This window comes from Paenisporosarcina sp. TG-14, from assembly GCF_000297555.1.
In the GTDB taxonomy this organism is placed as follows: Bacteria; Bacillota; Bacilli; order Bacillales_A; family Planococcaceae; genus Paenisporosarcina; species Paenisporosarcina antarctica.
The window spans coordinates 14,619-28,389 of record NZ_AMGD01000007.1; the positions used below are offsets into that span (position 1 = coordinate 14,619).

The following is a 13,771-nucleotide window of genomic DNA, read 5'->3' on the forward strand; positions in this document are numbered from 1 at the left end:
GTGCTCTCCGAAAAGATGAGATTACTTTAACACACCCACTTACTAAAGTGAATACAACCATCAAAAGCCGGAATACTCCGTTTTTTCTGCAAAATTAAAAGACGTCGAAACTCGACGTCTTTCATTTATTTTTTTGTTATTTTACCGGAACGACTGAGCCGCCCCATTCTTCCGAAATGAAATCTTGAATATCTTTTGATTTCAATACTTCCACTAATGCTTTAATTTCTTTGTTGTCTTCATCGCCTGATTGAACTGCAATGATGTTTACATAAGGTGAATCAGTTTTTTCAATCGCGATTGAATCTTCTAATGGGTTGATTCCAGCATCGATTGCATAGTTTGAGTTAATCAATACCGCGTCGCCTTCTTCGTTTTCATACAATTGAACAAGAAGTGCCGCTTCATACTCTGCATCGAATTCCAAGTTTTTTGGATTTTCCACGATATCTTTCACTTCTGCTGTTGTTTTATCAACACCGTCAGCTAATTTAATTAATCCTTCTGCTTCTAACATTGAAAGAACTCGACCATGGTCAGCAACAGAATTACTAATTAAGATTGTTGCATCTTCAGGAAGTTCTTCTAATGATTTATATTTTTTAGAATAAACACCGATAGGTTCAATATGAATTTCACCAGCATTGACGAAATCATAGCCATTATCTGCGATTTGTGATTCTAAATAAGGTATATGTTGAAAGTAGTTTGCATCCAAATCACCAGATTCTAAGTCTTTGTTTGGTAAAATATAGTCTTGATATGTTTCGATTACAAGGTCAATCCCTTGTTCTTCAAGCAACGGTTTTGCTTGTTCTAATATTTCAGCATGTGGAACGTTTGAAGCTCCCACCACTAGTTCTTTACTATCTCCACTGTCTCCAGCATCACTATCACCACATGCTGCTAGTGTGATGGCACTTACTGATAATAAAATTCCTGCTACAAATTTCTTCATGATTGTCTCTCCCTTTTTTGTGTTATATGTGATCGAGTATTTACTCGTAGGCACCAAATTAACGTTTATCAGATCTAGATGTGATGGCATCACCACTCCATTGGATGATAAATACAATTACTAATATGAAGATTGTCGAGACGATTGTTACATCTTCACGACTACGTTGGAAGCCATCTAAAAATGCCAAGTTTCCTAATCCTCCAGCTCCAATAATGCCTGCCATTGCTGTATATCCAACGAGAGCCACAGCTGTTACTGTAAGTCCAGAAAGTAATGCAGGAAATGACTCGGGTAGTAACACTTTCCAAATGATAGTCGACGTCCTTGCACCCATTGAGCGAGCAGCTTCGATTACTCCTTTATCAATTTCACGTAAAGCAATTAACACCATGCGTGCATAAAACGGTGCAGCACCAATGATAAGTGCTGGTAATGCTGCATTTGCACCACGGATGGTATCAAGTAAAAACTTAGTAAACGGGATTAACAAAATGATTAGAATGATAAATGGGATGGATCTGAAGATGTTAACAAATGCCCCCGTTAACCAATACACCATCTTATTTGCCCATAATTGATGTGGGCTAGTCAGAAATAACAAAATGCCTAGTGCAAGTCCGATGACAAATGTGAAACCAGTGGCCATTGCAGACATATAAAGTGTTTCCAGTGTAGCTTCCCACATTTTTTCCCAATCAACATTAGGTAGAAGGTTTTCAATCATGTGAGATCACCTCCGTATGAACATCTTGTCCATGTAAATAATCAATTGCTTCATCAATCGCTAAGGAATCACCATCAATTTGTAAATACAATGTTCCGTATGCACCATTTTGAGTTTGTGAGATATTTCCTTGCACAATGTTTACTTCAACTTGATATTGTTTAATTAACCTCGAAAGGATAGGTTGTTCTGTTCGATCCCCAACAAACACTAGCTTTACGAGTTTGCCTAAAGGATATTGCTCAATAAGATGAGCGATTGTTTGACTTGCTTCATCTGGACCATTTATTTGTGCTACAAAGCGTTTCGTAATGTCCTGTTGAGGTGTTTGGAAGATTTCGAGTACTGAACCCATTTCGACCACTTTCCCCGCTTCCATGACAGCAACGCGATGACAGATTTTACGAATAACATGCATTTCATGTGTTATGAGTGCAATCGTTAACCCTAAGCGTTTGTTAATATCCACGAGCAACTCTAGTATTTGATCCGTTGTTTCGGGGTCGAGCGCTGATGTAGCTTCGTCACACAGTAATACTTCGGGGTTATTTGCAAGCGCACGCGCAATACCAACACGTTGTTTTTGTCCACCTGATAATTGAGAAGGATACGCATTCTCTCTCCCAGTTAATCCAACTAGCTCGATTAACTCTTTTACTCGTTCCTTACGTTTCATTTTGCTTATTCCAGCAATTTCGAGCGGGAATGAAATATTATCTTCAACTGTTCGAGACCACAGTAAGTTAAAGTGTTGAAAAATCATACTAACTTTCTGTCTAGAACTGCGAAGCGCTTGACCTGAGCTTGATGATATTTCTTGGCCGTTAACTGTCACACTTCCGGAAGTCGGTTTTTCTAGTCCATTTAACAAACGAATTAATGTGCTTTTACCAGCACCACTATAGCCAATAATGCCAAAAATCTCACCTTGTTCAACTGTCAATGTAACGTCATCTACTGCAATAAGTTGACCATTACTTGTTTGAAATGTTTTTGATAAGTTTTGTAATTGAATCATTTCTCTAGTTCACCTCTGAATTCAAAAAGTCCCTTCCGCAGAAAAGCAGAAGGGACTAAATGCATAGTTATATACGTTAGACCGTTCTCTCATCTTTCAAAGTAATATACTTTGAGTGATTTGGCACCATTTCACACATTGTGACGGTTGCCGGGCTTCATAGGGCACTTCCCTCAGCCTCTCTTTATAAGAGTTTACGATATTAAGTTTTTTGTTACGACTGATAATGTAACACGTTCAAAAGTGAACGTCAAATATTTTTTCTCAATTGATTATACAAAAAAGGAACTGATTGAAATGCGTATATTTTTTCTTGAATTTGTCCGTTTTGAGCAATTATTAAACACGGTACACTTTCAATTTTCTGGTCAATAGCTAAATCCTCTACATAATTTAAATTCGCTTGCCCTATTTGCACATTAGGCAAGAGTTCTTCCACCACTTCCAACATTTTGGATGCGACTTGGCAAGTTCCACACATTGGGGCGTATAAATAATAAGCTGCAATATTGGCGCTTTGAGAATTAGTTTCCCACTCTGCAGTTGTCCATTCTTTCATTATCTTCATCCTTTTATACAATAAATTCCGATTTCACATCAATATTCGCTCCAAGTAAAATGCTCGCAAGGACTTTGATAGGGGTTGTCGCTACTTCACGGTATGTTATATCAGTATATAGATGAAGCGCTTCAGGATATTCACGTTTAATGAGCGCTCGCAATTTCTCACCTGATTTATCAGCATCTACAAATACATAAATATCCAATTTTGCATAAGGATCTAGTAACTCTTCTAAACGAGTTGCACTTACAGTTCCATTTGTACAAATTATTTCAACAGGCTCTGCAAGAAGAGGCAATAATCGTTGTTTATCTGAACGTCCTTCTACAACTATGATTTTATCCACCGCATGATCACTCCTGGATAGACTGACTTATACTCGACAGATGCAAAAAACGCCGAACATATGTCGGCGTTTAATAAACGATTTTACTCTTGAGTCATTTTTTCGTATTGCTCTGCTGTCATTAAAGATTCAATTTCAGAAACATCCGTCGGCTCAATAACAACCATCCACGCGTTTTCGTATGGAGATTCATTAACAAATTCAGGACTGTCTTCTAAGCCACTGTTGACTTCAACAACTTTACCGCTAATTGGTGCGTAAAGTTCAGAAACTGTTTTAACAGATTCAACACTTCCAAAAGGCTCGTTCGTTTTAATGTCGTCGCCTACTTGTGGAAGTTCAACGAATACAATATCACCAAGCTCAGATTGAGCGAAGTGTGTGATACCGATGCGAGCTTTTCCATCTTCAACTTTAACCCATTCGTGTTCTTCAGAATAGCGTAAATCTTTTGGTGTGCTCATTAATACCCCTCCAGATATGTAATACATTCAACTTCATTTTGACATATTTCTTCTTTAAAAACAAGGTAATTAGCTTTTCCAGTTCTCAGCAAAATTCGATTCTTTAAAGCCTACTGTTGCTTTTAAACCGTCCGTAACAAGAGGTCTTTTAATTAACATCCCTTCTGATGCTAGTAATTCAAACTGCTCGTCATCTGTCATTGTTGAAATTTTATCTTTCAAGCCAAGCTCTCTATATTTCATTCCACTCGTGTTATAAAACTTCTTGAGAGGAAGTTCACTTATCTCCACCATTTTTCTCAATTGTTCTTTTGAAGGTGGTGTTTCTACAATATGTACTTCATTATACGATACTCCTTCAGCATCTAACCATGCTTTTGCTTTTTTGCAGGTTCCACAATTAGGATATCCATAATACGTAATCGACATACTTTAACCTCCTTGGTTTATATCATAATAACAAAAAAGAAATCCGATCGCCTCATAGGAAGCGGTCGGATTTTCTATTTAATGTGTCTATTAAACAATATATTTTTCAGCTTCGATTAATTTAACAGAAGCTTCACGTTTTTTAGCAATAACGTTATAAGGAGTTGAACGCGTTAATTTACGAAGTGCTGAAAGCATCATACGTAAGTTGTCACCATCAACTGCAGCAATCAATGTTTCTTTTGCATCTTTTTCGATAAGTTCAAATGCTTCTTGGCAGAAGATTTGTGTGTATAAAAGTTTTTGATTTGCTTTCTCAACACCAACACGTTGGATAGCTTTTTCTGTACGAAGAACAGCTGATTCCATTGCAAATAAGTTATTAACGATATCCGCAATGTTTACAAGCACTTCTTGTTCACTTTCAAGCTTTGTACCATATCGTTGTGCAGCTAAACCAGCTGCTAATAATCCTATTTTTTTAGCATTTTGTACAAGCATTTTTTCTTGTGCTAAAGGTGCATCTTCAAGTTCTTCAGGCATCATCATTAGCAACTCTTCTTGTAGAGCTTGAGCCTTTTGTAAAATTGGAAGTTCACCTTTCATCGCTTTACGCAAGAAAGTACCAGGGACTAACAAACGATTTATTTCATTTGTTCCTTCAAAAATACGGTTAATACGAGAGTCACGGTAAATTCGTTCTACTTCATATTCTTGCATGAAGCCGTAACCACCGTGTAATTGGACTGCTTCATCCGCAATGTAATCTAACACTTCCGTACCGAAGACTTTGTTAATTGAACACTCAATAGCGTATTCTGCTATCGACGCCGCTATCGCTTTGCCATCTTTTTGTTCGTCTGCACTCAATTGACTCATACGATCTTCGAAGTATCCAACTGTACGATATATTAAGCTTTCAGAAGCATATAATCTTGAAGCCATCGTTGATAATTTTTCTTTAGTCAAATTGAATGATGAAATAGGCGTTTTAAATTGTTGACGTTGATTTGTATATGCTACAGCTAATTCAAATGCACGCTTTGAAGCACCGACTGTACCTACACCTAATTTGTAACGACCAATGTTTAAGATGTTAAATGCGATTACATGACCACGACCAACTTCACCAAGTAAGTTCTCAGCAGGTACTTGAGCGTCTTGAAGAATTAATGTACGAGTTGAAGAAGATTTAATACCCATCTTTTTCTCTTCAGCACCTACAGAAACACCTGAATATTCGCGTTCAACGATGAACGCAGAGAATTTGTCTCCGTCAATTTTTGCATAAACGACAAAAACATCAGCAAAGCCTGCATTTGTAATCCATTGTTTCTCACCATTTAATACATAATGCGTGCCTTCAGCATTTAACTTAGCTGAAGTTTTAGCACCTAATGCATCTGATCCTGAGCCTGGCTCTGTTAATGCATAAGCCGCGATTAGCTCACCGGTTGAGAGTTTTGGTAAATATTTTTGCTTTTGATCTTCATTTCCAAAAAGAACGATTGGTAATGAACCAATCCCCACATGAGCACCATGAGTAATCGAGAATCCACCTGCGCGAGACATTTTTTCAGCAATTAGTGCAGATGAAATTTTATCTAAATCAAGACCGCCATATTCTTCTGGAACGTCAGCCCCAAGTAAACCAATATCTCCTGCTGATTTCAAAAGTTTTACAGAATGCTCAAATTCGTGATTTTCTAATTTTTCTATGACTGGAACAACTTCTTGTGATACGAAGTCTTCCGTAGTTTTTGCAATCATTTTATGCTCATCTGTAAAATCTTCCGGTGTGAAGACACGTTCTATTGCCACGTCTTCTACTAAAAAGCTTCCACCTTTAATCATTTCTGTCATATTATTTCCTCCTAGTATTAAAGAATTTCAAATACGCCTGCTGCGCCCATTCCTCCACCAATACACATTGTGACAACTCCGAACTGCTTCCCTTGACGTTTTAATTCATGAATCATTTTCAACGTTAATATGGAACCTGTTGCGCCAAGTGGATGACCTAGAGCGATAGCTCCCCCATTGACATTCACTTTATTAATATCAATACCTAAATGACGTACTACTTGAATGGATTGAGAAGCAAATGCTTCATTTAATTCCCACAAGTCAATGTCCTCTATGGAAAGACCAGCGATTTTCAACGCTTTTGGAATAGCCACAATAGGTCCTATTCCCATGATTTCTGGAGGTACGCCGCCTACAGCAAATGAAAGGAATTTCGCCATTGGTTTTAAACCTTGAGCAGTTGCAACTTCACGATCCATTACAAGTAATGCTCCTGCACCATCAGACGTTTGAGAAGAATTTCCTGCGGTAACTGTCCCTCGTACATTAAAAGCTGGACGAAGTTTTGCGAGTGTCTCCATGTTCGTCCCAACCCGAACACCTTCATCCATTTCAAACATAAATTTCTTTTCTTGCGCTTTATTATTTTCATCAAGATAACGTTTCAGTACTTCAACTGGTACAATTTCATCTTTGTATTTTCCAGATGCAATTGCTGCCGCAGCAAGTTCATGTGAACGCACCGCGAATGCGTCTTGCTCTTCACGTGTGATGCCATACTTCACTGCAACTTGCTCAGCCGTATGACCCATTCCCATATAATACTGAGGAGCCGTTTCAGCTAGTGTTGCATTCGGTCGAATTGTATTACCCATCATTGGCACCATACTCATAGACTCAACGCCACCAGCAATAATGGCTTGTGAGTGGCCAAGCATAATGCGTTCTGCAGCATAAGCAATCGATTGAAGTCCTGATGAACAGAAACGATTTATCGTAATCGCTGGTGTAGTATCTGGTAAACCTGCAAGTGCACCGATATTTCGAGCTACGTTCATTCCTTGTTCTGCTTCAGGCATTGCACAACCTAAAATTAAATCATCTATTGGGCCATCGTATCCACCAGCTCGTTTTAACGTTTCTTTTACAACTAATGCACCAAAATCATCTGGTCTCACTTTTGCAAGGGAGCCTTTTTTCGCTTTCCCTACAGGTGTTCTGGCACCTGCTACTATTACTGCCTCGCGCATAAGTTCTCCTCCTCTATACCGCTCTTTAGTTACGAAGCGGCTTTCCTTTAACCAACATGTTTTGCATTCTGGCTTGAGATTTTGGTTCTGCTACTAAACTTAAAAATGCTTCCCGCTCTAAATCGAGCAAACATTGTTCGTCAACTAACGTGCCATATGGGACTTTTCCGCCAGCTAATACATAAGATAATTTCTTCGCGATTTTCAAATCATGCTCGCTGATGAAACCAGATAAAAACATACCTTCTGCTCCAAGTAATAGAGTTGCATAACCTGATTCACCTGTAACAGGAACTTTTTCACGAAGTGGTGCTTTGTAGTTATTTTCATATAAAGATAGCGCAACTTGTTTCGCATCATAGATTAAGTGATCAGCATTCACACTAATACCATCAACAAAGTTTAAGAAGTTATTTTCACGTGCTTCTTCTCCAGAAGTCGATACTTTAGCCGTGGCAATCGTTTCAAACACTTTATTTGCCACGAATTGGTAATCTATGTGTACACCATTTGGCAATCCTTTTAAATGTTTCATATATAATTCTTTATTCCCACCACCACCAGGAATAAGACCAACTCCCACTTCAACTAATCCCATATATGTTTCATGAGACGCTTGAATATGTGCAGCAGGTAAGCAAACTTCCGCTCCTCCACCTAGCGTCATTCCGAAAGGTGCTGCAACAACTGGTTTTGAACTGTATTTGATTTTCAACATTGCATTTTGGAATGAGCGAACTACAAAATCAAGTTCGAAAATATTATCATCTTGGGCTTCCATTAAAATCATGCCAAGGTTTGCTCCAACACTGAAGTTCTTTCCTTGATTTCCAATAACAAGGCCTTTAAAGTTTTTCTCAACTTCATCAACCGCGAAGTTAATCATTTGAATAATATCAGGACCTATTGAATTTGCCTGTGAATGGAATTCAAGTAAAGCTATGCCATCCCCTAAGTCTATTAAACTAGCACCCGAATTTTTCTTGATGACTCCGTGTTTTTTCTTAAATTGTTTTAAATTAATTACTTTTTCATTTGTAGGAACAGCCGAGTAATCTTGGCCATTGAAAAAATAAGTCTCAGCATTATCTTCTTTATAGAAAGAATCAAAACCTTGGTCTAGTAAACTTTGTGCGAAAGCGGGAACTTCTATGCCTTCAGCTTTCATTTTTTCGACTGATTCTTTTACGCCAATGGCATCCCATATTTCAAATGGTCCCTGTTCCCAGCCAAAGCCCCACTTCATGGCATTGTCTATTGCGACAATGTCGTCAGCAATTTCACCATGTAATTTTGCTGAGTACGTAAGCGTTGGTGCTAATATGCTCCAAAGCAACTCACCTGTGCGATCTTTTGCATATGTTAACGTTCTCACTTTTGCGGCAAGTCCTTTTTGTTGCTTTGCCATTTCCAGTGAAGGTGTTTTTAATTTTTTCACAGTCTCATATTCCATCGTTTCAGGATTTAATTCAAGTATTTCTTTCCCTTTTTTAACGAAGAATCCTTGCCCAGATTTTGCTCCTAACCAACCATTTTCCAGCATTTTCGTAATCATCGCTGGTAATTCAAACACCTTCTGTTCGTCGCCTGTTGTTTGATCAAATACATTTTTTGCTACGTGTCCAAATGTATCAAGCCCCACAACATCTAATGTTCGGAAGGTTGCAGATTTAGGACGACCAATGACAGGTCCAGTGACCGAATCTACTTCTCCCACAGAATATCCTCTAGCTAACATTTCACGAAGTGTGACTAAAAGTCCATACGTTCCTATACGGTTAGCAATAAAGTTTGGTGTATCTTTCGCTATTACAACACCTTTTCCAAGGCGATCTTCTCCAAACTCTTTCATGAATTCAATCACTTCTGACGATGTTGAAGTTGCAGGAATCACCTCAAGCAATTTCAAATAACGTGGTGGATTGAAGAAATGAGTACCAAGGAAGTGCTTTTGGAAATCTTCAGAACGGCCTTCAGCCATCGAGTTAATGCTAATACCTGATGTGTTAGAACTAACGATAGTTCCCGGTTTACGTACAGCATCTATTTTCTCGTAAAGTCCTTTTTTTATATCCAGATTCTCAACAATTACTTCGATTATCCAATCTACATCTTTTAATTTATCTAAGTCATCTTCAAAATTTCCAGCCTTCAATAGTGCAAGATTTTTCTTTGATGCTAATGGTGCAGGCTTTTGCTTAAGTAGTTTTTCTAAAGATCCTTGTGCAATTTGATTACGAGCTTTTGAGTTTGCTTTGTCTTCTTCTGATAAATTGCGAGGTACCATATCAAGCAATAATGTAGGAATACCGATATTTGCTAAATGAGCTGCAATACCTGAACCCATTACACCAGAACCTAAAACTGCAGCTTTTTTAATTTGATAAGTCACGTGCAAAGCCTCCCTTATATTTTTTGAATGAATGTTCATTCATTTATTAATCAAAAAAAATAGAAACAACATCTATGTCATTTAGTTTAGATCATTTTCACTTTTTTCGCAATATTTAAATGATAATTGGAAAAGGAAATTTTCATCATGTTTATGTACTTACCAAGTTTTCTATAATTACTACATATAAAAATAATTGTAAGTACAAAAATTTTAAGTTGCCATTTATTTAAATACCATTTCATTATATTATGCTTCTAAAGTTGAAAATATTTCTACTATCGTTAATTGCATGGATAAAATAGACGATAAAGCGTATATTTAACCATCTTCTCCACATACTAATTTAGAATTTTAAGGAGGGTACACTAAATGAACTTGTTTTCAGAACCTAAAGACGAACAAATGCTTTATCCAGAACCACCTAAAATGATATCGACTAAGGATTTTCTTTATTACAAAGATATGATGTCATGGAATTTATCAGCCGCTAAAAAAATGAATTGGGCATCACAAAATTGTCAACTACCCGATTTGAAAAAAGAATTTGAAGCAGCCGAACAAATGCACGTCAATCATTATGATGAGTTATTAAAGACATTACAACAAAGTGAAGGAGGTCCAGTTTCATGAATCAACAAACTGTGAAAAATCCAGAAACTCCTTTTGCTGAAACACCTCAATTAAACGATCGAGACATCTTAAATGATGCCCTTTCAACTGAAAAATATTTATGCAGTTCTTACGAAACGGCTATGCATGAAGCAAGTCATGACGCACTATATCAACTTATTTTCTCACAACTGCGAGATACTTCAAAGCAACAACGTAGCTTTTATGATTTACTATTTACGCATGGTTGGTATGTCTTGACTCCTACCACTTCACAAGAAATCCAACAAGCTGTGCAACAATTCCAAGGATACAAACAACAACTTCAATAATATTACTACCCTCATGAAGTTAAAGAGTGTAAACTGTTCCTATATGGTCCAAGGAGGAACAGTATGAAATCAATTACAACTATTGAACAATTCAAGGATATTATTTCTTCTAATAACGAAGTTATCGTCAAATTTTCTGCAGTATGGTGTCCTGATTGTACGCGTATGGACATGTTTATCGACCCGATTGTGGAAGAATATAAACAACAATATACATGGTACGAAGTAAATCGTGATGAACTACCTGAAATTGCTGAAAAGTATGATGTTATGGGTATTCCTAGCTTACTGATTTATCAAGATAGCGAGAAAAAAGCTCATTTGCACAGTGCAAATGCAAAATCTCCTGAACAAATAACTGAATTTCTTCAAAGTCAAAAAGGATAGACCTCGTGTCTATCCTTTTTTTGTAGACTATCCAGAGTGGGACTTATTTCTTCAAACATTAGATCCTCAAGAAATGGAGAACTTTGACTTTGACCCACTTGATGCAACGAAAGTTTGGTTAGAAAAAGATTTCCCATTTGAGTTAGTTGGAACCATGGTATTGAATCGCAATGTAGAGAATTTCTTTGCTGAGACAGAATCTGTAGGGTTTAATCCGGATGTCCTTGTACCAGGTACCTTCTGAAGATAAAATGTTGCAAGATCGTTTGTTCTCATATTCAGATACACAGCGACACTGTGTTTGGTACGAACTACTTACAATTGCCAATTAACCAACCAAAAGTAGCAGTTCACAATAATCAACGTGATGGTGCTATGTCAACAAACCTCTCGTGTAAATTACGAGCCTAATAGTTTTGACTCAGAGCCAAAAGAAGTAACCGCATATATAGAAATTGATCAACCGATTACAGGAGTTACAGGAGTTACAGGAAAAATGTAATCGATAAAACAAATAATTATGGACAAGCCGATTATATTTATCGAAGCTATGATAAATCTACTAAACAAGCGCTAATTAAAAATTTATTAGCAGAATTCTCTGGAATTGAAAATTGTGATATCGTTGGACTTGTTATTGCAAACTTCCATCAAGCTGATGCATCCCTAAGTCATTCACTAGCTGAAGGACGTTCATCGTTACCTTGAAACTAGTAAAGTATGAGAATAATACTTTAGTTCCTTTATTTAAAAAAATCACTAACAGCTTTAATGTTTACATGAAAAGAGTTTTTCCGTACTGTTAAAGCAGATGGAAAAAATTTTTGGATATCAGTTTTGAGAATTATCAACTTACAGGTCGTATTCCTTAATGAGGTGAAATCATGCGTATTCAACTAGACATTAAAGGTCATTCACAATATGACAGCTCCATAAAGTCTCACTACCAACCTTCTGCTTGTGGTCCAGTAACGGTCTTAACAATTTTGCGTTATTGGATGCCAGATTCTTGCCCTTACGATACGAATCAGCTTTACCAACAACTTGGGGGAACAAGAATTGGTCTTTTTACTTGGCGAATGAAACGCAATTTGAGGAAAATCTTAGGTCCAACTTGGCAAATAGAAACCTGTACTATAGATGATGCAAAATTAGAATTAGTAAAAGGCAGACCTGTTGCTGTCAAATTCGATCGTTACTTTACCTTTAAATGGTTTGGTAAATTTGAATTTGCCTACCATTGGGTGCCACTAATTGGATTTGAAGAGAAAAAAAACGTCTTGAACTTAATCATCCACGATAATGGTGGAAGAAATCGTTCAAGCCGCATTCGTACTGTCTCCTATGAAAAAAACAAACCTGTATTAACCTTTGTAAAAATTATTCCTAAGTCCAAGTTACTTGAGTAACAGAAAGATGTGTTTCTGTTTATTATTAGAAAGTTCCTAGTAACTAAATAGAATACAAAGAACGTGCATATCGACTTGTAATTCCAAAACCAGCATCTTCAATTTGTTGTAATTGTTGATTGCTGTAAGAAGGAATAGATAATTGATCTAGTTCAATAGGTAATTCCATTGCACAATGTATGGTTGCAAGTTTTTTAGATAAGCGTAACATATCCAGATTTTCTTTAATTTTCTTTTGTTGTCCAGGTTTCAACTCATGTAAGGCAGCGATGACCCCTTCAACTGAACCATAAGTTTGAATTAATTGAAGTGCATTTTTTGGACCAATCCCTTTTACTCCTGGATACCCGTCACTTGAATCACCCATAAACGCTTTAACATCAGCAAATATAGATGGTTCTATTTGATATTCCTCAATAAAACGTTCATATGTAAAGTCATCATATATAGTGTACCCTTTTTTTGTGAATGCAATTTTCGTCGTTGGAGTGAGTAATTGCAATAAATCTTTATCCCCACTTACAATCGTAATATTTGCTTCATCTTTCCATTTAAATGCCATTGAACCGATTAAATCATCTGCTTCCATTCCAACTTCGCCAAAATTTTGCCAGCCAAGCATTTTAGAAATATCTTTCGCCATATCAAATTGAGGAAGCATTTCTTCAGGGGGGGATGGGCGATTTGATTTGTATCCTTCAAATAAATCATTACGGAAAGTATGCATCCCCATATCCCAACAAATGGCCATATGAGTTGGTTTCATCATTTGTTTAGCAGCTAATACGTGGCGAGCAAAACCTTGTACACCATTTGTTGGTACGCCTTGTTCATTGCGAAAATATTGTCCGAAAACTGATGTAGCAAAAAATGATCGAAATAACAAAGCCATTCCGTCAACTAATAAAATATGTGGTTTTTCAGTAGATTGCATGATTTTTCCCCTTTCTGCTATTCTTTTGTCAAAGATTCCGTTTGAAACTTCCTATAATATAACGAAAGGTTTTATAGGAATCTCTCCTTTTTGGATCTTCCTCTATTATAACAAAGACAACGATAAGAATACGATACAGATTAAT

General features: G+C 37.0%; 18 protein-coding genes, 1 pseudogene and 1 riboswitch. Of the genes and pseudogenes, 8 read left to right on the forward strand and 11 right to left on the reverse strand.

Annotated features, from left to right (window positions below):
* Positions 1–136 precede the first annotated feature (136 nt).
* The 10 genes from C406_RS0103140 to C406_RS0103185 all read right to left on the reverse strand — a co-directional run bounded on the left by C406_RS0103140 (position 137) and on the right by C406_RS0103185 (position 9,952).
* Positions 137–958 (reverse strand): MetQ/NlpA family ABC transporter substrate-binding protein, encoded by an 822-nt coding sequence (locus C406_RS0103140; protein ID WP_017379134.1) that lies wholly within the window; start codon positions 956–958, stop codon positions 137–139.
* Positions 959–1,016: 58 nt separating this feature from the next.
* Positions 1,017–1,685: a methionine ABC transporter permease gene (locus tag C406_RS0103145; RefSeq protein ID WP_017379135.1), complete on the reverse strand. Its 669-nt coding sequence runs from the start codon at positions 1,683–1,685 to the stop codon at positions 1,017–1,019.
* Complete coding sequence (locus tag C406_RS0103150; protein WP_017379136.1) at positions 1,678–2,703, reverse strand: methionine ABC transporter ATP-binding protein; 1,026 nt, start codon at positions 2,701–2,703, stop codon at positions 1,678–1,680. Before C406_RS0103150 ends, C406_RS0103145 begins: the two co-directional genes overlap by 8 nt.
* Before the next feature lie 86 nt (positions 2,704–2,789).
* A riboswitch (SAM riboswitch) is annotated at positions 2,790–2,896 on the reverse strand.
* A 57-nt stretch (positions 2,897–2,953) separates the two neighbouring features.
* A complete protein-coding gene (locus C406_RS0103155; protein ID WP_017379137.1) occupies positions 2,954–3,262 on the reverse strand; it encodes a thioredoxin family protein in 309 nt (102 codons plus the stop codon).
* A 13-nt stretch (positions 3,263–3,275) separates the two neighbouring features.
* Positions 3,276–3,611 carry a hypothetical protein gene (locus C406_RS0103160; protein ID WP_017379138.1) on the reverse strand — a complete coding sequence of 112 codons (336 nt, stop codon included), beginning with the start codon at positions 3,609–3,611 and terminating at the stop codon, positions 3,276–3,278.
* Positions 3,612–3,694: 83 nt separating this feature from the next.
* On the reverse strand, positions 3,695–4,075 hold the full coding sequence (gene gcvH, locus C406_RS0103165; protein WP_017379139.1) for a glycine cleavage system protein GcvH: 381 nt from the start codon (positions 4,073–4,075) through the stop codon (positions 3,695–3,697).
* Between the two features lie 69 nt (positions 4,076–4,144).
* Complete coding sequence (locus C406_RS0103170; protein ID WP_017379140.1) at positions 4,145–4,504, reverse strand: arsenate reductase family protein; 360 nt, start codon at positions 4,502–4,504, stop codon at positions 4,145–4,147.
* A 90-nt stretch (positions 4,505–4,594) separates the two neighbouring features.
* The gene (locus C406_RS0103175) at positions 4,595–6,367 is read right to left on the reverse strand and encodes an acyl-CoA dehydrogenase family protein (protein ID WP_017379141.1); all 1,773 of its coding nucleotides are present in this window, start codon (positions 6,365–6,367) and stop codon (positions 4,595–4,597) included.
* A 17-nt stretch (positions 6,368–6,384) separates the two neighbouring features.
* Entirely contained in the window at positions 6,385–7,560 is a 1,176-nt protein-coding gene (locus tag C406_RS0103180) for an acetyl-CoA C-acetyltransferase (protein WP_017379142.1), read from the reverse strand.
* A 25-nt stretch (positions 7,561–7,585) separates the two neighbouring features.
* Positions 7,586–9,952: a 3-hydroxyacyl-CoA dehydrogenase/enoyl-CoA hydratase family protein gene (locus C406_RS0103185; protein ID WP_017379143.1), complete on the reverse strand. Its 2,367-nt coding sequence runs from the start codon at positions 9,950–9,952 to the stop codon at positions 7,586–7,588.
* A 372-nt stretch (positions 9,953–10,324) separates the two neighbouring features.
* Here C406_RS0103185 and C406_RS0103190 point away from each other — a divergent pair, with 372 nt between their 5' ends.
* The 8 genes and pseudogenes from C406_RS0103190 to C406_RS0103210 all read left to right on the forward strand — a co-directional run bounded on the left by C406_RS0103190 (position 10,325) and on the right by C406_RS0103210 (position 12,692).
* Complete coding sequence (locus C406_RS0103190) at positions 10,325–10,585, forward strand: hypothetical protein (RefSeq protein ID WP_017379144.1); 261 nt, start codon at positions 10,325–10,327, stop codon at positions 10,583–10,585.
* Positions 10,582–10,896 carry a spore coat protein gene (locus C406_RS0103195; protein ID WP_017379145.1) on the forward strand — a complete coding sequence of 105 codons (315 nt, stop codon included), beginning with the start codon at positions 10,582–10,584 and terminating at the stop codon, positions 10,894–10,896. Before C406_RS0103190 ends, C406_RS0103195 begins: the two co-directional genes overlap by 4 nt.
* 63 nt (positions 10,897–10,959) lie before the next feature.
* Positions 10,960–11,283 carry a thioredoxin family protein gene (locus C406_RS0103200; protein ID WP_017379146.1) on the forward strand — a complete coding sequence of 108 codons (324 nt, stop codon included), beginning with the start codon at positions 10,960–10,962 and terminating at the stop codon, positions 11,281–11,283.
* A 73-nt stretch (positions 11,284–11,356) separates the two neighbouring features.
* Positions 11,357–11,615: pseudogene (locus tag C406_RS21375) on the forward strand (catalase).
* A complete protein-coding gene (locus C406_RS21380; protein ID WP_443146798.1) occupies positions 11,581–11,694 on the forward strand; it encodes a catalase in 114 nt (37 codons plus the stop codon). Before C406_RS21375 ends, C406_RS21380 begins: the two are co-directional and overlap by 35 nt.
* The gene (locus C406_RS21385; protein ID WP_443146799.1) at positions 11,648–11,785 is read left to right on the forward strand and encodes a hypothetical protein; all 138 of its coding nucleotides are present in this window, start codon (positions 11,648–11,650) and stop codon (positions 11,783–11,785) included. The genes C406_RS21380 and C406_RS21385 overlap by 47 nt, the downstream gene beginning before the upstream one ends.
* A gap of 35 nt (positions 11,786–11,820) precedes the next feature.
* Positions 11,821–11,991: a catalase-related domain-containing protein gene (locus C406_RS21390; protein WP_237740502.1), complete on the forward strand. Its 171-nt coding sequence runs from the start codon at positions 11,821–11,823 to the stop codon at positions 11,989–11,991.
* Positions 11,992–12,167: 176 nt separating this feature from the next.
* The gene (locus tag C406_RS0103210; RefSeq protein WP_017379148.1) at positions 12,168–12,692 is read left to right on the forward strand and encodes a C39 family peptidase; all 525 of its coding nucleotides are present in this window, start codon (positions 12,168–12,170) and stop codon (positions 12,690–12,692) included.
* A 43-nt stretch (positions 12,693–12,735) separates the two neighbouring features.
* On the opposite strand, the gene C406_RS0103215 is transcribed toward C406_RS0103210, so the two are convergent.
* Entirely contained in the window at positions 12,736–13,626 is an 891-nt protein-coding gene (locus tag C406_RS0103215) for a 5'-3' exonuclease (RefSeq protein WP_017379149.1), read from the reverse strand.
* Positions 13,627–13,771: the final 145 nt, after the last annotated feature.